The sequence below is a fragment of the Acidovorax sp. GW821-FHT10E03 genome (assembly GCF_059415205.1).
The window spans coordinates 267,097-284,668 of sequence record NZ_JBWKMU010000004.1; the positions used below are offsets into that span (position 1 = coordinate 267,097).

A 17,572-nucleotide genomic window follows, 5' to 3' on the forward strand; every position below is an offset into this window, starting at 1 on the left:
GGCCATGGCGCTTCCCACCGCCGGCCTGGGCCTCAAGCCCCTGCACTACGACGAGGCGCTGCGGTGCACCGCCCCCGGCCTGTGGTGGGAGGTGCACCCCGAGAACTACCTGGCCGACGGCGGCCCGCGCCTGGCCTGGCTGGAAGCCATCCGCGCGCGCCACCCCGTGGCGCTGCATGGCGTGTCCCTGTCGCTCGCTGCCGATGAACCGCCCGACACAGCGCACCTGGCCCGCCTGACCGCACTGGCGCGGCGCGTTGAACCCGTCCTGGTGTCCGAACACCTGGCGTGGTCCCGCTGGCGCGGGCAGTACCTGCCCGACCTGCTGCCGTTTCCCCGCACGCACGCGGCGCTGCACCGCATCGCCGGCAACATCGCCCGCACGCAGGACGTGCTGCAGCGGCCCATCGCCATCGAGAATCCCACGCACTACCTGCACATCGACGGCCACGACTGGGCCGAAACCGAATTCCTGGCCGAGCTGGTGCGCCGCACCGGCTGCGGCCTGCTGCTGGACGTGAACAACGTCCATGTCAGCGCGAGCAACCTGGGCTTTTGCGCGCAGGCGTACCTGGAGGCGTTCCCTCTGCACGCCGTGGCCGAGATCCACCTGGCGGGCCACCACGCCGACCCGGTGCATGGCAACGCCTTGCTCATCGACAGCCACGACGCCCCGGTGGCCCCCGCCGTGTGGGCGCTGTACCAACGCGTGATCGAGCGCACAGGTCCCATCCCCACCCTCATCGAGCGCGATGGCAACCTGCCCGGCTTCAGTGAACTGCTGGGCGAGCGCGACCAGGCCCACCACGCACTCATGGCCGCGCACGCCGGGGAGGCCGCATGCAGCTGACCGAATTTCAGGACGGTTTCTCGGCCGCCCTGCTCGGCACCGGCCGTGCCCCGGCCACCGCGTGGTCAGCGGCCCTGGAGGCCCAGCCCGGCTTTGCCGTGTACCGCAACACCGTGCTCAAGGGCTGCATCGACGCCCTGCAGGCCAGCTACCCCACGGTGTGCCAGCTGGTGGGCGAAGACTGGTTCCGCGCGGCAGCGGGGGTGTATGCCCGTGCGCGGCCGCCCCGTGACGGGCTGCTGATGGACTACGGCGCGGGGTTTGGCGGTTTTCTGGCCGGGTTCGAACCGGCCGCCGGGCTGCCCTACCTGCCCGCGGTGGCGCGCCTGGACCGCTGCTGGACCGAATGCCACCTGGCGGCGGATGCCACCGCCGTGGACCGTGGCTGGTGGGCCCGGCAAGCGCCCGGTGCGCTGCCCGGCATGCGGCTGCGGCCGCACCCCGCAGCGCGCTGGCCCTGGTGCGACGAACACCCCGCCTACGCCCTGTGGCAAAGGCACCGCGATGGCCTGGACATCCCCACGCACCTGGCCTGGGTGGGTGATGGCGGCCTGCTCACCCGGCCCCGGGCCGAAGTGGCATGGCGCCCCCTATCGCGTGCGGGGATGGCCCTGCTGGACGCCTGTGCCGGGGGCCTGCCCCTGGAGGCTGCCGCCACCTGCGCACTGGCCACCGACCCCGCCACCGATCTTGCCGCGCTGATGGGCGCCCTGCTGGACGCGGGCGCCCTGGTCCAGCCCCCTTCACACACAGGCTGAGGAGCCCCCATGGCAACAACCACCCACCTCCCCACCGCCCCCGCCAAAGGCCCCCGCGTGCTGCTGGCACGGCTGGCCGATGCCGTCGCCCGCCTCACCCCGCACGGCCTGCTGGCCCTGGTCAACCGGGTGGCGGTGGCGGGCATCTTCTGGCGGTCGGCGCGCACCAAGGTCGAGGGCTGGTTCACCCTCTCCGACAGCGCCCATGCGCTCTTCCGCGAGGAGTACCGGCTGCCCCTGATCGCGCCGGAGCTGGCTGCGCAGATGGCCACCGTGGCCGAACACGTGTTCCCTGTCCTTCTGGTGCTGGGCCTGTGCACGCGCCTGTCCGCACTGGCCTTGCTCGGCATGACGCTGGTCATCCAGGTGTTTGTCTACCCCGATGCCTGGCCCACGCACCTGTCATGGGCGGGGTTGCTGCTGTACCTGGCGGGGCGCGGCGCGGGCAAGATGTCGCTCGACCGGGCGCTCGGAATTCGCTGACGCGTGGGCTTTTTTTTAGCCCACCGCCGTCCGCACCCAGCGCACGATGTCCGCCGCGCCAAGCGCCCCCGAGATGCGCGCCACCTCGCGCCCCTGCTGGAAGAGGATCATGGTCGGAATGCTGCGGATCGCATAGCGCGCCGCGATCGCCTGGTGCTCTTCGGTGTCGAGCTTGGCCAGGCGCACGCGCGGCTCCAGCTCGCGGGCGGCCTGCGCGAACGCCGGGGCCATTTGCCGGCATGGCCCGCACCACGGCGCCCAGAAATCGACCAGCACCGGGATGTGGCTTCGGCCCACATGGCGATCAAAAGTGTCGGCGTCGAGCGCAAGCGGCGCGCCCGCGAACAGGGGCTGGTGGCATTTGCCGCAGTCGGGCGCGCTGGCCAGGTCGGCGCCTTGCACGCGGTTGGTGGTGTGGCAGTGCGGGCAGACGATGTGCAGGGCGTCGGTCATGCGGTGGACGTGGTGGGTGGAGGGGTAAGGGGATCGCTTCCTTCTGCACAGTGCGGCCAAGGCGTGGCATTTCAAGCCGCGGCCGGCAACTCTTCGCCTGGCGCAAACCCGCGCACGGCCAGTGGCAGGAAGTTACGCACGATTACCACGGCCAAAGCCCCCTTCCACGGGAGGCGGTTTAGCGCCATCTGCTAAGGTCGTGCCCCATGCAGCTGCTCCCGTTACTGACAACTGCCCATGCGCTTTTTCTCGATTTCGACGGCACGCTGACCGAGTTGGCACCGCGCCCCGAGGCGGTGCGCGTAGCCTCCGGCCTGGTTCCCACACTGGCGTCCCTGCATGCCCATCTGGGGGGGGCGCTGGCCATCGTGACCGGGCGGCCCGAGTCCGACATCGATGGATTCCTCGCGCCGCTGCGCCTGCCGCTGGCCAGCGAACACGGGGCGCAATACCGCCTGGGCGACACCTCCCACCCCGCCATCGAGCCGCCGGACCTGGCGCCCGTCCTGCAGGCCGCGCGGAACCTCGCGGCGCGGCACCCCGGCCTGCTGGTGGAGGCCAAGCGCGCCAGCGTGGCCCTGCACTACCGCCTGGCCCCCCCGCTGGAAGCGTTGTGCCACGACACCCTGGTGCGCGCGATGCAGCATGTGGACGGCGTGGAACTGCTGCGCGGCAAATGTGTCTTTGAAGTCAAGCCCCGTGGCGTCCACAAGGGCCAGGCCATCGTCGACTTCATGACCCAGCCGCCGTTCGCGGGCCGCACGCCGGTCTTCGTGGGCGACGACGTCACCGATGAGGCCGGCTTTGCCGCCGTGCAGGCGCTGGGGGGATGGGGCATCAAGGTCGGCGAGGGGCCGACCATGGCACAACACCGCTGCATGACATCCGCCGCGCTGCGCGGCTGGCTGTCTTCTGCACGCACCACCTGGGAGCGCGAACGATGAACACGCCAGCCACCGAACCCCAGCCCGGGTCCTTGAACCTGGGCATGATTGGCAACTGCGCCATCAGCGCGCTGATCGACGACCACGCCCGCATGGTGTGGTGCTGCCTGCCCCGGTTCGACGGCGACCCGGTCTTCAACGCCCTGCTGCAGCCCGGCGATGAGGGCAGCCACTTCGCCGTCGAACTGGAAGACCTGGCCTCGGCCCACCAGTGGTACGAGCCCAACACCGCGATCCTGCGCACGCAGCTGTTCGACAAGGCCGGCCACGGCATCGAGATCACCGACTTCGCACCGCGCTTCTACAGCCGCTCGCGCTACTTCCGGCCCATGACGCTGGTACGCCGGGTGCGCCCCATCCAGGGCGCGCCGCGCATCCGCGTGGCGCTCAAGGTGCGCTACGACTGGGGGCAGACGGAACCCCGGATCACGCGCGGCAGCAACCACATCCGCTATGTGGGCGAGGGCATGACGCTGCGCCTGTCCACCGATGCGCCGGTCTCGCACGTGCTGTCGGGCCAGGCCTTCGTGCTCACGCGCGAACACAACTTCCTGCTGGGAGCCGACGAGACGCTGGTGGAGGGCATCGCCGACACCGCCCGCCTGTTCGAGCAGGAAACCACCTCGTACTGGCGCAACTGGACCCGCGCCCTGGCCGTGCCGCTGGAGTGGCAGGACGCGGTGATCCGCGCGGCCATCACGCTCAAGCTCTCGCTGTACGAGGACACCGGCGCCATCGTGGCCGCCATGACCACCAGCATCCCCGAATCCGCCTACAGCGGGCGCAACTGGGACTACCGCTTCTGCTGGCTGCGCGACGCGTTCTTCGTGGTGCGCGCGCTCAACAGCATCTCCGAGGTCGGCACCATGGAGGACTACCTGCGCTGGCTCAGCAACGTGGTGGTGGAAGGCGGCGACGGCCACATCCAGCCGCTGTACGGCATTGGCCTGGAGCACGACCTGCCCGAAAGCCTCGTGCCCCAGCTGGCGGGCTACCGGGGCATGGGCCCCGTGCGCGTGGGCAACCAGGCGGCCGAGCATTTTCAGCATGACGTGTACGGCAACATCGTGCTGGGCGCGGCCCAGGCCTTCCACGACCACCGCCTGCTGCACCGCGCGGGCCTGGCCGAATTCACGCGGCTGGAACAGGTGGGCGAGAACGCGGTGCGCGTCTATGGCCAGCCCGATGCGGGCATGTGGGAGCTGCGCACGCGCGCCCGGGTGCACACCTCGTCCGCGCTGATGAGCTGGGCGGCCTGCGACCGGCTGGCCAAGATCGCCGCCACCCTGCAACTGGCAGACCGCGCCAGCCACTGGCAGCAGCATGCGGACCGCATGCGCGCCGAGATCCTCGACAAATCCTGGTGCGAAGCGCGCCAGGCGTTCGCCGAAAGTTTTGGCGGCCATGAACTCGATGCTAGCGTGCTGCTGATGGCCGAGGTCGGCCTCATCGACCCCAGGGACCCGCGCTTCGTGAGCACCGTGGAGGCCATGGAAAAGAGCCTGTGCGACGGCCCCTACATGCGCCGCTACGAGGCGGCCGACGATTTCGGCAAGCCCGAGACCGCCTTCAACATCTGCACCTTCTGGCGCATCGACGCGCTGGCGCGCATCGGCCGCAAGGCCGAGGCCCGCGCCATCTTCGAGACCATGCTGGCCACGCGCAACCCGCTGGGCCTGCTGTCCGAAGACACGCACCCCGAAACGCGCGAGATGTGGGGCAACTTCCCGCAGACCTATTCGATGGTGGGCGTGATCAACGCCGCCGTGCGCCTGTCCGCGCCCTGGGACAGCGTGATTTGAGGCCGTGTCCGACAGGCGGCGCGCCCCAACCCCGCCGATGATCGGGGGATGAGCCGCCTCGTCGTCGTATCCAACCGCATCGCAGACCCCCGCAAACCCGCAGCCGGAGGTCTGGCCGTGGCACTGGGCGACACCCTCAACCGCACGGGCGGCCTGTGGTTTGGCTGGAGCGGCAACATCGCGGAGGCGGGCACGCCCGGCGAAGGCGAGCTCCAGACCCGCCAGGCGGGCCCCGTGACGCTCGCCACCGTGGACCTGTGCCGCGAAGACCATGACACGTACTACCACGGCTACAGCAACAGCGTGCTCTGGCCGGTGTTCCACTACCGGCTGGACCTGGCGGACTTCAACACCCGCTACATCGCGGGGTACCGGCGCGTGAACCAGATGTTCGCGCGCAAGCTGCTGCCCCTGCTGCGCGACGACGACATCATCTGGGTGCACGACTACCACCTGATTCCGCTGGCCGCCGAGCTGCGTGCTATGGGCTGCAGGCAGCGCATCGGCTTCTTCCTGCACATCCCCATGCCGCCGCCGCTCATCATGGCAGCCATCCCGCAGCACGAATGGCTGATGCGCTCGCTGTTCGCCTACGACCTCGTGGGCCTGCAGAGCGAAGCCGACGTGTCGCACTTCACGCGCTACGTGCGCAACGAAGGCAGTGCCGAGGAGGTGGATGCCCAGCGCCTGCGCGCCTTTGGCGCCACGGTGCACGTCAAGGCCTTTCCCATCGGCATCGACGTGGACGAGTTCACGCGCCTCACGCAGGCCCCCGACGCGGTGGAAACCTACGAGAACATGCGCGACGAGTACTCGCGCCGGCGCCTGCTGCTGGGCATCGACCGGCTGGACTACTCCAAGGGCATACCGCACCGCGTGCGCGCCTACCGGGAACTGCTCGACCGCTACCCCGAGAACCGCAACAGCGCCACCATGATCATGATCGCCTCGCCCTCGCGCGACGACGTGCATGCCTATGCCGACCTGCGCCAGGAGCTGGAGGGGCTGTGCGGCGCGGTGAACGGCGACTATGGCGAGCTGGACTGGATGCCGGTGCGCTACATCCACCGCATGGTGGCGCGCAAGCGGGTGCCGGGCCTGTGCCGCGCCGCCGCCGTGGGCCTGGTCACGCCGCTGCGCGACGGCATGAACCTGGTGGCCAAGGAATACGTGGTGGCGCAAGACCCGGACGACCCGGGGGTGCTGGTGCTGTCCCGCTTCGCGGGAGCGGCCGAGCAGCTCAAGGAAGCGCTGCTGGTGAACCCCTACGACACCCAGGGCATGGCCGACACCATCCAGCAGGCGCTGCAGATGCCGCTGGCCGAGCGCCAGGCTCGCCACCAAAAGCTCATGGCCCGCATCCGCGAACATGACGTGCACTGGTGGCGCAGGTCGTTCCTGCAGGCGCTCCAGGCGGCAGGCGACTGAAGCCGCCACGCGCGGCGGCACATTCTGCCCCGGTGCGCGTGCCGCAGGGGGTCAGAGCAACTTCGTGAGCAGGCTCACCACAAAGCTCAGGAGCAGCGTCGACGCCAAGGGCACGTCCCAGTCCCGGCCCAGCCAGCGAAAGCGCAGGTCGCCGGGCAGGCGGCCAAACCCCATGCGCCTGAGCAGGGGCGACAGCCAGCTCAGCAACATCAGAGCCAGGAAGATGACGAGAAGCCAGCGGATCATGCCCACAGTGTAGGGCTGCAGGCCCGGTCGCCCCCCCCGGCGCGGGCATGCGGCGTGCCCTCACGGCATCCCGCGCCACGAGCGCCGGGCTGGCGCCGACCCCTTCAGCGCTGCACGCCCCAGCGCCGCACCGTCAACCGTTCCAGCGTGTGGAAACCCAGGCTCTCCACCGCCAGGCCGATCAGGATCACCAGCACCAGGCCCGCGAACACCTTGTCGGTGTAGAGCTCGTTGCGGTTCTGGAAGATGTACCAGCCCAGCCCGCCCTTGCCCGACGACGCGCCGAACACCAGCTCGGCCGCGATCAGCGTGCGCCAGGCGAAGGCCCAGCCGATCTTCAGGCCCGACAGGATGGAGGGAAGCGCGGCCGGCACCAGGATCTGCAGCACGTAGCGGATGCCGGTCAGGCCGTAGTTTCGGCCCGCCATGCGCAGCGTCTCGGGCACGGACTGGAAACCCGCATAGGTGTTGAGCGCCAGCGGCCACAGCACCGAGTGGATGAGCACGAACACCAGGCTGCCCTGCCCCAGGCCGAACCACAGCAGCGCCAGCGGCAGCAGCGCGATGGCCGGCAAGGGGTTGAACATGGAGGTCAGCGTGGACAGCAGGTCGCGCCCGAACTGGGTGGACACGGCCAGCGTGGTGAGCACGAAGGCCCCGAGGATGCCTGCGAGATAGCCCTTGAGCAGCACCGACAGGGAGATCGCCGTCTTGCCGATCAGCTCGCCCGAGGCCAGGCCCTCCACCAGCGCCTTGGCGGTCTGCAGGAAGGTGGGCAGCAGCAGGTCGTTGTCCTGCCAGCGCGCCACCACCTCCCATAGCACGGCCAGCACCGCCAGGATCACGAGCTTGCGCACCCACGCCTGCTGCCAGATGCGCGCGACCAGGGGCAGGGGCAACACGGGCGCGATACCGCCCAGCGGCTCCAGGCTGCGCTCGAACTCGGGGCGCACGGGAGGGGTCAGCAGGGAGGCACTCATACGGAAATCTGGAAGGGCAGCGAACCGGCAGGCCGCTGTGGGGGAATGAGCGGCACGCCACCACGGCGGCCAGGTGCCAGAGCTTCGGTATCGGCCTGCACCGATCCCGGCACGGCACCGGCGGCGGGTTCGTCGAACAGCAGCCGGTGGATGCGCTGGGCCGTGGCCTGGAACTCGGTGCCGCCCAGGCTGTACAGCCCGAATTGATGGCTGTTGACCTCGGCGCGCAGCCGCCCCGGATGCGGCGAGAGGATGGCGATGCGGTTGCCCACCACCAGCGCCTCTTCGATGGAGTGCGTGACGAAGATCAGCGTGAAGCGGAACTCGTCCCACAGCGAGAGCAGTTCTTCCTGCATGCGCCGGCGCGTGAGGGCGTCGAGCGCGGCAAAGGGTTCGTCCATCAGCAGCACCTGGGGCTGCATGGCCAGCGCGCGCGCAATGGCCACGCGCTGCTTCATGCCGCCCGAGAGCTGGTGCGGATGCACGTCGGCGAACTTGGACAGGCCCACCTTGTCGATGTACAAAGCCGCGCGTTCGGCCGCCTCCTTGCGGCTCACGCTGCGCGAGGCCAGCAGCGGGAACATCACGTTCTCGCGCACGGTCTTCCACGGCGGCAGCTGGTCGAACTCCTGGAACACCACCACCCGGTCGGGGCCGGGCCGCGTGACCGCGCGGCCGCCGAGCAGGATCTGACCCTCGCTGGGCGCGATGAAGCCGGCAATCGACTTGAGCAAGGTGGACTTGCCGCAGCCCGAGGCACCGAGCAGCACGAAGCGGTCGCCCGCAAACACGTCGAAACCCACGCGGTGCGTGGCACGCACCACGCGCTCGCGCGTGCGGTAGTCGATGCTCACGCCCTGCACCTGCAGCAAGGCGGCGTTGGGGCGGGTGGGCGCGGCGGAGGCACGGCCCTCGCCCATGGCCCAGCCCAGTGCCAGTGCCTGCGCCTCGTCCTCCAGCGCATTGCGTTCGCTCTGCAGCGGCGGCGAGAAGGGGCCCATGCGGAGGGTGTGCTCGCTCATGCCAGGAGGCCCACTCAGTTGCCCGACGCCGTGTGCGCGTCTTCGAAGAAATAGTCCTTGAGCGCGGTCGGCTGGTTCTTGATGGCACCCACGCGGTGCAGGAACTGGCCCATGCCCAGCGTGTTCTCGGGACGCACCTTGAACTGCACCTCAGGGTTCTGGATGATCTTGAGCAGCAGGCCCCGGTCGGTATTGCCGCCCGACACCTTGAGGTAGATGTCGGCCGCCTTCTCGGGGTTGGCGGCGACGAACTTGGCGGCCTCGTCGAGCGCATCGACGAAAGCCTTGTAGGTCTTGGGGCTCTCGGCGCGGAACTTCTCCGTGGCGTAGAGCACGGTGGCCGATGCCGGGCCGCCCAGCACGTCGTACGAGTTGAGGACGATCTTCGCCTTCGGGTTGCCGGCCAGTTCCTGCTCCTGGAAGGGCGGGTTGCCGAAGTGGCCGGTGATCTCGGTGCCGCCCTTGATGATGGCGGCCGCCGCATCGGGGTGCGGCAGCGCCACCTGGTTCTTGTCCAGGCGGTTGAACTCCTTGTCGCCCCAGAGCTTGGCCGAGGCCATCTGCAGCACGCGCGACTGCACCGAAACACCGACGGCCGGCAGCGCGATGCGGTCCTTGTCGGTGAAGTCGGCAATGGTCTTCACGGCCGGGTTGTTGCTCACCAGGTAGTAGGGGAAGTTGCCCAGCGAGGCCACGCCCTTGACGTTCTGGCGGCCCTTGGTGCGGTCCCACAGCGTGAACAGCGGGCCCACGCCGGCACCGGCGATGTCGATGTTGCCCGACAGCAGCGCATCGTTGACGGCCGAGCCGCCCGACAGCTGCAGGAACTCAACCTTGATGTCCACGCCCGCGGCTTTGCCGTGCTTCTCGATGAGCTTGTTCTCCTGCGCCACGTTGAGCAGCAGGTAGACGATGCCGAACTGCTGTGCGATGCGCAATTGCCCTTCGGCTGCATGGGCCGTGGCGCTCAACCCACCGGCCAGCAGCAGGCCCGTGGCAGCGAGCCACGCGGCGGTCCTGCGGCCGAGGCTTCGGCGGTCAAAACGGTGGTGGGTGGAGGTGGTCATGGAAGTCCTTCAAATCAAAAATCAAACAAAATATGGCCCCAGCGCTTATCCAACAAGCGCTGAAAGCTATCAAAAACAGAGCAAACTCAGAAAGGCAGGTCGCCTTCGATCGTGGTTCTGTACAGCTTGCGGCGTTCGGTGTCTGGCGTGCCCGCCGCCAGGTGCATGACAGACCGGTTGTCCCAGAACACCAGGTCGTGCGGCTGCCACGGGTGGCGGTAGGTGAATTCGGGGCGCACGCTGGCGGCGAACAGCTCGGCCAGCAGGGCCTGGCTTTCGTCCTCGGGCAGGCCGACGATGCGCGTGGTGAAGTGCTCGCTCACGAACAGGGCCTTGCGGCCCGTCTCGGGGTGGGTGCGCACCACGGGGTGGATGGAAGGCGCCACCTCGTCGATCTGCGCCTGGGTGAGCTTGGGACGCCAGGGGCTGCGCGCGCGCAATTCCTCGTACTTGGCCAGGTAGCTGTGCTCGGCCTCGAGCGGTGCAATGCGCGCCTTGAGCGCCTCGGGCAAGGCATCGTAGGCGGCATGCTGGTCAGCGAACAGGGTGTCACCGCCCTCGCCCGGCAGCTCCTGCGCGTGCAGCAGCGAGCCCAGGCTGGGCTTGTCCTTGTACGACAGGTCCGAATGCCAGTAGTGGCCCGCATCGCCCAGGCCGATGGGCTGGCCGGCCGCATCCTTGATGTTGGAGACGATCAGGATCTCGGGGTGGTCCGCGAGCTGGAAGTTCTTGAGCACGTGGATCTGCAGCGGCCCGAACAGGCGGCTGAAGTCGATGTGCTGCTGCGGCGTGATGCGCTGGTCGCGGAACACCAGCACATGGTGGTCCAGGTGCGCGCGGTGGATGCGCGCGAAGTCCTCGCGGCCCAGCGGGCGCGACAGGTCCAGGCCCAGCACCTCGGCCCCCAGCGGGCCGGCAGAACCCGCCACAGTGCGGATCACCAGACCTTGCGGTGGCGCGTCGCCATCGGTGGCGGAAAGGGATGGGAATGACGGAACAGCCGACATGGGAGCCTCGTGGGGAATGGGGACAGGCGTGCCCCGACGTCCGCACTCTAGGCCGCGTTGCTTATTCAGGGAACGAAGGTTTTCTCAGTTGTTAACAACCAAAACAGCTAACGTGCCCTGTGGCTCCCACCCGCTATGGCGCTCTGCGGCACGCACATGCCATCATCGCCACTGGGCCCACTTCCATCCTTGCCGATGCCTGCGACCTACCACCACACCGTCAGCGGCCAGCGCTGGTCGTTCTGCGACCTGCGCGAGGTGATGGCCAAGGCCACGCCCGCACGCTCGGGCGACACGCTGGCCGGCATTGCCGCAGGCTCGGCGGTGGAGCGCATGGCCGCGCGCATGTGCCTGGCCGACGTGCCGCTGGCGCGCTTCCTGAACGAAGCGCTGGTGCCTTACGAGGTCGATGAGGTCACGCGCCTCATCATCGACACGCACGACGCGGCGGCTTTTGCCCCCATCGCCCACCTCACCGTGGGCGGGCTGCGTGACTGGCTATTGGCCGCAGACCCGGCCGCCCTGACCGCCGTGGCACCGGGCCTGACGCCCGAGATGGCGGCCGCCGTGAGCAAGCTCATGCGCAACCAGGACCTGATCGCCGTGGCGCGCAAGTGCCGCGTGGTCACGCGCTTTCGCAACACCCTCGGTCTGCCCGGCCACCTGGCCGTGCGCCTGCAGCCCAACCACCCCACGGACGACCTGCGCGGCATCGCGGCGTCGATGGTCGATGGCCTGCTGTACGGCGCGGGCGACGCGGTGATCGGCATCAACCCGGCCACGGACAGCATTGCAGCCCTCACGGGGCTGGTGCACATGCTGGACGAAGTCATCACCAAGCTGCAGATCCCCACGCAGTCGTGTGTGCTCACGCACGTGACGAACACGGTGCAGATGATCGAGCAGGGCGCGCCGGTGGACCTGGTGTTCCAGTCCATCGCCGGCACCGAAAAAGCCAACGCCGGCTTCGGCGTGAACCTGGCCTTGTTGCACGAGGCGCGCGAGGCCGCCCTGTCCCTGAAGCGCGGCACGCTGGGCAACAACGTGATGTATTTCGAGACCGGCCAGGGCAGCGCGCTGTCGGCCAACGCCCACCATGGCGTGGACCAGCAGACCTGCGAGGCCCGGGCCTACGGCGTAGCGCGTGCGTTCTCGCCGCTGCTCACCAACACGGTGGTCGGCTTCATCGGGCCAGAGTACCTGTACGACGGCAAGCAGATCATCCGCGCCGGCCTGGAAGACCATTTCTGCGGCAAGCTGCTGGGCGTGCCGCTGGGCTGCGACGTCTGCTACACCAACCATGCCGAGGCCGATTCGGACGACATGGACACGCTGATGACGCTGCTGGGCGTGGCGGGACTGACCTTCATCATGGGCGTGCCGGGGGCCGACGACATCATGCTCAACTACCAGAGCACTTCCTTCCACGACGCGCTGTACCTGCGCGAGGTGCTGGGTTTGAAACGCGCGCCCGAGTTCGAGGCCTGGCTGCAGCGCATGCACCTGGCCGATGGCACGGGCCGGCTGCTGCCCGCCGCGCAGCAGCATGCGGCCATCGCGCACCTGCGGCAGATCGGGATGCAGAGATGAGCGAGTCAGCCCCTCTCACCGGCCCTCTGCCCGACCCCTGGGACGATCTGCGCGCCCACACCGCTGCGCGGCTGGCGCTGGGCCGCGCGGGCATGGCCGTCCCCACGCGCGAGCTGCTCAGCTTTGGCCTGGCCCACGCCCAGGCGCGCGATGCCGTGCACCTGCAGCTCGACGCGGACACGTTGGCGGCGCAACTCAGGGAGTTGGGCTGCAGCACGCTGCAAGTGGCCAGCGCCGCGCCCGACCGCGCCACCTACCTGCTGCGGCCCGACCTCGGCCGGCGGCTTGGCGATGCGGATGCGGAGCGACTGCGCGGTCTGGGAGACGGCCACACACGCTGCGACCTGCTTGTGGTCGTGGCCGACGGGCTCTCGTCCCTGGCCGTCGAGCGCAACGCCGTGCCCCTTGTGGAAACCATCGTGCGCACCGCGCCGCAGGGCTGGCGGATCGGCCCGGTGGTCGTCGCCACCCAGGGCCGCGTGGCGCTGGGCGACGAGGTGGGCGCGCTGCTGGGCGCACGCCTGGTGGCGGTGCTGATCGGCGAACGCCCGGGCCTGAGCTCGCCCGACAGCCTGGGCATCTACCTCACCTGGCACCCGCAGGTGGGCCGCAGCGATGCCGAGCGCAATTGCATCTCCAACGTGCGGGCCGAGGGGCTGGCGCCGTCGGCTGCCGCAGCACGCCTGTGGTGGCTGTGCCAGGAGGCCCGGCACCTGGCCCTGACGGGCGTGGGCCTGAAGGACCGCAGTGATGGCGTGGTGGTGGGGAGCGCGACAGGCAAGGTGTTGCCCGGCGGGCCCGCCACGGCCTGACTACAGCCGGTGCGACCGGTCCCCGTGCACGAACCCCACGGGCTCCCACGCCTCGCCCGCGCCGAGGGCCAGCACCTTGAACAGCTCGCCCATTTCATGTTCCATGATCAATTTGGCCGCTATCGCCCGCTGTGCTTGCGGTAGTTGCTCCATTTTTTGCAGCAACCCGCAGTTGATGAGGAAGTGCGCCTGTGTGGTGTAGCCCAGCACGTTCAACCCGGCCTCCTGCGCGGCCAGGGCCATGGCGGTGAAGTTGACATGGGCGGTGATGTCCTTGCGCCCCACTTCCACCAACGGGTCGCCATCGGCCTGGTGGCCTTGGTGGCACATCACGGTGCCCATGTGGCGCTGGGGGTGGTAGTACTCGCTCTCGCCAAAACCGTAGTCCAGCAGGAAAGCCGCGCCGCGCGTGAGCCGGTCGGCCAGCGTGCGGATGAAGCCCTCGCCCTGGGCGTGGATCTCGGTCAGGTAATCCTGCGGGCCGTCGATGTCGACGGGCGGGCGCAGGCCGGTGGGGCGGTCGGCCCAGGCAAAGCTGCCGTCAGCCTGCACCACCACGCCGCGCTCGTGCCACGCCCCATTCTGCTGGCCGCCGTGGCGGGCGAGCAGTTGCACGGGCATGGCATCGAGCACTTCGTTGCCCACCACCACGCCGCTGAATTGGTCGGGCAGTGCATCCACCCAGCGCAGCTTGTCGGCATGCGCCACCAGCTTGGCCTGCTGGCGGGCCCGCAGGCTGCCCGACAGATCGACGATGGTGTAGCGCCGCACCTGGTCGCCCAGGGCATCCAGCAGTTGCAGCGCCAGCGCGCCTGAGCCCGCGCCAAACTCCCACACCTCGGAGGTACCAGTCTGCGCCAGGGCCTCGCCCACCTGCACGGCCAGCGCCTGGCCGAACAGCGGGGTCATCTCAGGTGCGGTGACGAAGTCGCTGCCGGACTCGGGCATGGCGCCGAACTTGGTGGAATCGTTGGCGTAATAGCCCAGGCCCGGGGTGTACAGGGCCAGCGCCATGAAGCGGTCAAAACCCAGCCATCCACCCTCGGCGGCAATGGCCTGGGCAATGTGCTGGTGCAGGGCGGTCGTTAAACTGTCGGGTCTTTGGGTCACGGCCCGCATTGTCTCCCACCCCACATGTCCCACCCCGCCCCCGCACGCACCGTTCTGGTCACAGGCGCCGCCAAGCGCCTGGGCCGCAGCATTGCGCTGGCCCTGGCGGCGGGGGGCTGGCAGGTGGCGGTGCACTACCGTTCATCCAAGCAGGATGCTATCGATACCGTAGCTGCTTGCACACAACTGACAAGCGCCAGCGCCCATTTTGACGCTGATTTCGAGGACGAGGCCGCCGTGCGTGACCTGCTGCCCCGCGTGGTGGCGCACTTTGGCGGCGTGGATGCGGTGGTCAACAGCGCCTCGCTGTTCGAGCATGACAACGCCGCCACCTTTGGCTTTGCCGCGCTCGAAAAGCACCTGCGCAGCAACACCGCCGCCCCCATGCTGCTGGCCCAGGCGCTGCACCAGCACGTGGCCGACCGCGTTGCCAAGGGCGAGGCCGACGCGCAGGGCGCCGTGGTCAACCTGCTGGACCAGAAGCTCTGGAACCAGAACCCCGACTTCGTGAGCTACACGCTGTCCAAGGCGGCGCTCGAAGCCGCCGGCACCATGCTGGCGCTGGCCCTGGCACCGCGGGTGCGCGTGGTCGGTGTGGCACCCGGCCTCACGATCACGAGCCACATGCTGGCGCAGGAAAAGTTCCAGCAGCTGCATGCGCTGAGCCCGCTGGGTCGATCGTCCACGGCCGAGGACGTGGCCGCGACCGTGAAATTCGCGCTGGAGAACCGCTCGATCACCGGCACCACGCTGCTGGTCGACGGCGGCCAGCACCTGATGAAGTTCGAGCGCGACTTCTCCATGATGTGAGCACATGCTCACGCAGAAAGCATCCATCCATGAACAACGCCGCTGGCACCCAGATCCTCACGCTCACCGGACTGCGCTTTGACGCCAACCTGGGCATCCTGTCGCATGAGAAGACGACGCCGCAGCCCATCCAGGTGGATGCCGAGCTGAGCCTGGGCGTGCAGCCGCTCACGCCGCGCGACGACGACATCCTGCATGTACTGGACTACCGCAAGGTGCGCCAGATCATCATCGACGAATGCCGGGCCGAACATGTGAACCTGCTCGAGAGCCTGATCGGCAAGCTGGCCCACCGCCTCATGCAGCTGCCCGGCGTGCTGGGCGTGCGCGTGAAGATCGCCAAGCTGGAGATTTTTGATGACTGCGAAGTGGCGATTCGCGTAGAGACAGGACAGTGGTGAGCAAGCGCAGCACTCTTTTTTGGAGCTTGATTCTCGCCCTGGCATGCACCGGTCTGATGTTCGTCCGGCTCTCCCACATACGCCATGCCATCGTTCTTGCCACCGACTGCCGCCATTGCGGCTGGAGCTGGGAAGCCCCAGCTTACGATGCGGGAGTTTTTGGACTGCTGGTGCTTCTGCTAGGGTTTGCCGGAGTACTACCTCGCTGGGCCCGGCCTTTGAAGGCCGCCGTGGGAGGAGTGATTCTCCTGCTTTACAGCACGGACGTTTTTGTTGCCGATCTGCTGAACATTCGCCTCGACATCACCGACATCATCAAATATGCGGACGATGTAGAACTGAACAAAACCGTGGCCCTACCCCACTTCGCGTCACCATCTGGGGCGGCGCTGTTCACCTTGACCTTGGCGGGATGCCTCGCATTCTGGGTGTTGGCGCTGCGCATGCGCCATGGCGCCAAGCATTTGGGCGTGTTCACGGTGGCGGCGCTGGGCCTTCTCGCGGCCCGCACCCTCCCAGCCACGACGCCCTACGCTGCCGGGCAGGTCTACACGGACTACATCACCAACAATCTCCCCAGTGGCATCGACACGCCCTACACACCGCAAAAGCGCGCAGAGTTGGAGCGTCAGGCACCGCCCGCGCAAACATGCGCCAAGCCCCGGCATGCACCTCGCCCCGTGATCCTGCTGATTGTCGAATCACTTTCGCTTTACCACAGCAAGAAGTTTTCCGGCATCGAAGACTACACCCCAGAACTGGACACCATCGCGGGCAAATATGGTCATCTGGAGTCCTTCTATGCCAACGGGTTTTCCACCGACGGCGGGCTGATTGCGCTGCTGACCGGCTATGCCCCCATTCCCAACATCAACCGTTACCACAGTATCGACATTTACCAAGGGTATGACAGCCCAAAGCAGGATATGTTGGGCCCGCTGCAGGCGGCAGGTATTCCAACGTCGTATTTTTCGACTTCCGACCTGGGGTTTATCGGCATGGGGGACTGGCTGAAAAAACTCCAGTTCTCGTATATCGAAGGGCCCGAACACCCCTTTTACAACAGCATGCCCCGGGGCTCGTTCAATGATCCTGGAGACGAAGCCCTATACCAACGCTACCTGCAGTGGTTTGATCACGAACGCGCTCCTGGGCCTTTTTTCTCGGTGATACAAACCATCACCACCCACCCGCCCTTCGTGATCCCGGGCTCCAGTCAGCATGGCGAGGAGGCTGCGGTGCGGTACGCGGACCGCGCCCTGGGTCACTTCGTGCGCCAGCTGGAAAAGCGGGGCTTTTTGGACCAAGGCATTCTGATCATCATGGGGGACCACCGAAGCATGACCATTCAGCGCCCCGGTGAGGCCAGGACCATTGGACCTGCCGCGCATGCGCGGGTTCCGGCCGTCATCGCTGGCGTTGGCTACCGAGGCATCGGCAGCATTGCCGGGCAATGGCAACAGGCAGACCTCGTTCCATCGGTGCTGTCCACCCTGGGCATGCGCTCATGCACCAGCGATTTTCAAGGCCGCTTCGTCGAGCCTCGGCAGCAGCCAAGGTACATCTTTCACGCACAAGGAATGGAGAGAGACCGCGTGCTGATCAAGGTCAAGGACGAGCCTGATCTGCTGTTCGTGCAGCTGGACGGCGATCGCACACACTGGGTACGCCCACCCGATCCGCCCACAGCGCATCACGGCGTCATTGCCGAAATCAATCGACAGAGAGCGCGCGTCCCCCCGGCGGAGGCCAATCTGGCGGCGGGGTTCTTGCGCTGGAAAGGCCTGATGCCCTGAAGGCCGAAGGGCG

The 17,572-nt window shown here is 68.0% G+C and carries 18 protein-coding genes; 11 read left to right on the plus strand and 7 right to left on the minus strand.

What is annotated here, in order from left to right; translation table 11 throughout:
• The first annotated feature begins 4 nt into the window (after positions 1 to 4).
• From bufB to AC07OD_RS09305, 3 genes are read left to right on the plus strand one after another with little or no spacing between them, the layout of a single operon-like run.
• Positions 5 to 850, plus strand: a complete 846-nt coding sequence (gene bufB, locus AC07OD_RS09295) for an MNIO family bufferin maturase (protein WP_494596266.1) — start codon at positions 5 to 7, stop codon at positions 848 to 850.
• Positions 841 to 1,608, plus strand: a complete 768-nt coding sequence (locus AC07OD_RS09300) for an HvfC/BufC N-terminal domain-containing protein (RefSeq protein ID WP_494596268.1) — start codon at positions 841 to 843, stop codon at positions 1,606 to 1,608. Before bufB ends, AC07OD_RS09300 begins: the two co-directional genes overlap by 10 nt.
• 9 nt (positions 1,609 to 1,617) lie before the next feature.
• Positions 1,618 to 2,091 carry a DoxX family protein gene (locus tag AC07OD_RS09305; protein ID WP_494596270.1) on the plus strand — a complete coding sequence of 158 codons (474 nt, stop codon included), beginning with the start codon at positions 1,618 to 1,620 and terminating at the stop codon, positions 2,089 to 2,091.
• 15 nt (positions 2,092 to 2,106) lie between these two features.
• Here AC07OD_RS09305 and trxC read toward each other — a convergent pair whose 3' ends face one another.
• Positions 2,107 to 2,544 carry a thioredoxin TrxC gene (gene trxC, locus AC07OD_RS09310; RefSeq protein WP_492254557.1) on the minus strand — a complete coding sequence of 146 codons (438 nt, stop codon included), beginning with the start codon at positions 2,542 to 2,544 and terminating at the stop codon, positions 2,107 to 2,109.
• A gap of 206 nt (positions 2,545 to 2,750) precedes the next feature.
• On the opposite strand from trxC, the gene otsB reads away from it, so the two are divergent.
• Genes otsB through otsA form a run of 3 tightly spaced genes read left to right on the plus strand, consistent with a single transcriptional unit; the run spans position 2,751 to position 6,718 of the window.
• Positions 2,751 to 3,488: a trehalose-phosphatase gene (gene otsB / locus AC07OD_RS09315; protein WP_369641323.1), complete on the plus strand. Its 738-nt coding sequence runs from the start codon at positions 2,751 to 2,753 to the stop codon at positions 3,486 to 3,488.
• On the plus strand, positions 3,485 to 5,290 hold the full coding sequence (locus tag AC07OD_RS09320; RefSeq protein WP_494596273.1) for a glycoside hydrolase family 15 protein: 1,806 nt from the start codon (positions 3,485 to 3,487) through the stop codon (positions 5,288 to 5,290). The genes otsB and AC07OD_RS09320 overlap by 4 nt, the downstream gene beginning before the upstream one ends.
• Before the next feature lie 48 nt (positions 5,291 to 5,338).
• On the plus strand, positions 5,339 to 6,718 hold the full coding sequence (gene otsA / locus AC07OD_RS09325; protein ID WP_218293127.1) for an alpha,alpha-trehalose-phosphate synthase (UDP-forming): 1,380 nt from the start codon (positions 5,339 to 5,341) through the stop codon (positions 6,716 to 6,718).
• 51 nt (positions 6,719 to 6,769) lie between these two features.
• On the opposite strand, the gene AC07OD_RS09330 is transcribed toward otsA, so the two are convergent.
• The 5 genes from AC07OD_RS09330 to AC07OD_RS09350 form a co-directional block, all read right to left on the minus strand.
• On the minus strand, positions 6,770 to 6,964 hold the full coding sequence (locus AC07OD_RS09330; RefSeq protein WP_056164478.1) for a DUF2905 domain-containing protein: 195 nt from the start codon (positions 6,962 to 6,964) through the stop codon (positions 6,770 to 6,772).
• 104 nt (positions 6,965 to 7,068) lie between these two features.
• Complete coding sequence (locus AC07OD_RS09335; RefSeq protein WP_494596276.1) at positions 7,069 to 7,944, minus strand: ABC transporter permease; 876 nt, start codon at positions 7,942 to 7,944, stop codon at positions 7,069 to 7,071.
• Positions 7,941 to 8,966: an ABC transporter ATP-binding protein gene (locus AC07OD_RS09340; RefSeq protein ID WP_494596278.1), complete on the minus strand. Its 1,026-nt coding sequence runs from the start codon at positions 8,964 to 8,966 to the stop codon at positions 7,941 to 7,943. Before AC07OD_RS09340 ends, AC07OD_RS09335 begins: the two co-directional genes overlap by 4 nt.
• Before the next feature lie 14 nt (positions 8,967 to 8,980).
• A complete protein-coding gene (locus AC07OD_RS09345; protein WP_494596280.1) occupies positions 8,981 to 10,033 on the minus strand; it encodes an ABC transporter substrate-binding protein in 1,053 nt (350 codons plus the stop codon).
• 86 nt (positions 10,034 to 10,119) lie between these two features.
• A complete protein-coding gene (locus AC07OD_RS09350; protein WP_494596282.1) occupies positions 10,120 to 11,040 on the minus strand; it encodes a TauD/TfdA dioxygenase family protein in 921 nt (306 codons plus the stop codon).
• Between the two features lie 195 nt (positions 11,041 to 11,235).
• On the opposite strand from AC07OD_RS09350, the gene AC07OD_RS09355 reads away from it, so the two are divergent.
• On the plus strand, positions 11,236 to 12,630 hold the full coding sequence (locus tag AC07OD_RS09355; protein WP_494596284.1) for an ethanolamine ammonia-lyase subunit EutB: 1,395 nt from the start codon (positions 11,236 to 11,238) through the stop codon (positions 12,628 to 12,630).
• Positions 12,627 to 13,442, plus strand: a complete 816-nt coding sequence (gene eutC / locus AC07OD_RS09360; protein ID WP_494596285.1) for an ethanolamine ammonia-lyase subunit EutC — start codon at positions 12,627 to 12,629, stop codon at positions 13,440 to 13,442. Before AC07OD_RS09355 ends, eutC begins: the two co-directional genes overlap by 4 nt.
• On the opposite strand, the gene AC07OD_RS09365 is transcribed toward eutC, so the two are convergent.
• Entirely contained in the window at positions 13,443 to 14,561 is a 1,119-nt protein-coding gene (locus AC07OD_RS09365) for a class I SAM-dependent methyltransferase (protein WP_218293120.1), read from the minus strand.
• A 15-nt stretch (positions 14,562 to 14,576) separates the two neighbouring features.
• Here AC07OD_RS09365 and AC07OD_RS09370 point away from each other — a divergent pair, with 15 nt between their 5' ends.
• From AC07OD_RS09370 to AC07OD_RS09380, 3 genes are read left to right on the plus strand one after another with little or no spacing between them, the layout of a single operon-like run.
• Positions 14,577 to 15,362 (plus strand): SDR family oxidoreductase, encoded by a 786-nt coding sequence (locus tag AC07OD_RS09370; RefSeq protein ID WP_494596286.1) that lies wholly within the window; start codon positions 14,577 to 14,579, stop codon positions 15,360 to 15,362.
• A gap of 29 nt (positions 15,363 to 15,391) precedes the next feature.
• Positions 15,392 to 15,763 carry a dihydroneopterin aldolase gene (locus tag AC07OD_RS09375; protein ID WP_218293118.1) on the plus strand — a complete coding sequence of 124 codons (372 nt, stop codon included), beginning with the start codon at positions 15,392 to 15,394 and terminating at the stop codon, positions 15,761 to 15,763.
• Entirely contained in the window at positions 15,760 to 17,559 is a 1,800-nt protein-coding gene (locus AC07OD_RS09380; RefSeq protein WP_494596288.1) for an LTA synthase family protein, read from the plus strand. Before AC07OD_RS09375 ends, AC07OD_RS09380 begins: the two co-directional genes overlap by 4 nt.
• Positions 17,560 to 17,572 lie beyond the last annotated feature (13 nt).

What these genes read in the sequence shown, in the direction of transcription:
- AC07OD_RS09340 (WP_494596278.1), bottom strand. Translation starts at nt 8,966, where the DNA reads ATGAGCGAGCACACCCTCCGCATGGGCCCCTTCTCGCCGCCGCTGCAG.
- AC07OD_RS09330 (WP_056164478.1), bottom strand. Translation starts at nt 6,964, where the DNA reads ATGATCCGCTGGCTTCTCGTCATCTTCCTGGCTCTGATGTTGCTGAGC.
- AC07OD_RS09300 (WP_494596268.1), top strand. Translation starts at nt 841, where the DNA reads ATGCAGCTGACCGAATTTCAGGACGGTTTCTCGGCCGCCCTGCTCGGC.
- AC07OD_RS09350 (WP_494596282.1), bottom strand. Translation starts at nt 11,040, where the DNA reads ATGTCGGCTGTTCCGTCATTCCCATCCCTTTCCGCCACCGATGGCGAC.
- AC07OD_RS09320 (WP_494596273.1), top strand. Translation starts at nt 3,485, where the DNA reads ATGAACACGCCAGCCACCGAACCCCAGCCCGGGTCCTTGAACCTGGGC.
- trxC (WP_492254557.1), bottom strand. Translation starts at nt 2,544, where the DNA reads ATGACCGACGCCCTGCACATCGTCTGCCCGCACTGCCACACCACCAAC.
- AC07OD_RS09375 (WP_218293118.1), top strand. Translation starts at nt 15,392, where the DNA reads ATGAACAACGCCGCTGGCACCCAGATCCTCACGCTCACCGGACTGCGC.
- AC07OD_RS09370 (WP_494596286.1), top strand. Translation starts at nt 14,577, where the DNA reads ATGTCCCACCCCGCCCCCGCACGCACCGTTCTGGTCACAGGCGCCGCC.
- bufB (WP_494596266.1), top strand. Translation starts at nt 5, where the DNA reads ATGGCGCTTCCCACCGCCGGCCTGGGCCTCAAGCCCCTGCACTACGAC.
- AC07OD_RS09305 (WP_494596270.1), top strand. Translation starts at nt 1,618, where the DNA reads ATGGCAACAACCACCCACCTCCCCACCGCCCCCGCCAAAGGCCCCCGC.
- otsA (WP_218293127.1), top strand. Translation starts at nt 5,339, where the DNA reads ATGAGCCGCCTCGTCGTCGTATCCAACCGCATCGCAGACCCCCGCAAA.
- eutC (WP_494596285.1), top strand. Translation starts at nt 12,627, where the DNA reads ATGAGCGAGTCAGCCCCTCTCACCGGCCCTCTGCCCGACCCCTGGGAC.
- AC07OD_RS09365 (WP_218293120.1), bottom strand. Translation starts at nt 14,561, where the DNA reads ATGCGGGCCGTGACCCAAAGACCCGACAGTTTAACGACCGCCCTGCAC.
- AC07OD_RS09355 (WP_494596284.1), top strand. Translation starts at nt 11,236, where the DNA reads ATGCCTGCGACCTACCACCACACCGTCAGCGGCCAGCGCTGGTCGTTC.
- otsB (WP_369641323.1), top strand. Translation starts at nt 2,751, where the DNA reads ATGCAGCTGCTCCCGTTACTGACAACTGCCCATGCGCTTTTTCTCGAT.
- AC07OD_RS09345 (WP_494596280.1), bottom strand. Translation starts at nt 10,033, where the DNA reads ATGACCACCTCCACCCACCACCGTTTTGACCGCCGAAGCCTCGGCCGC.
- AC07OD_RS09335 (WP_494596276.1), bottom strand. Translation starts at nt 7,944, where the DNA reads ATGAGTGCCTCCCTGCTGACCCCTCCCGTGCGCCCCGAGTTCGAGCGC.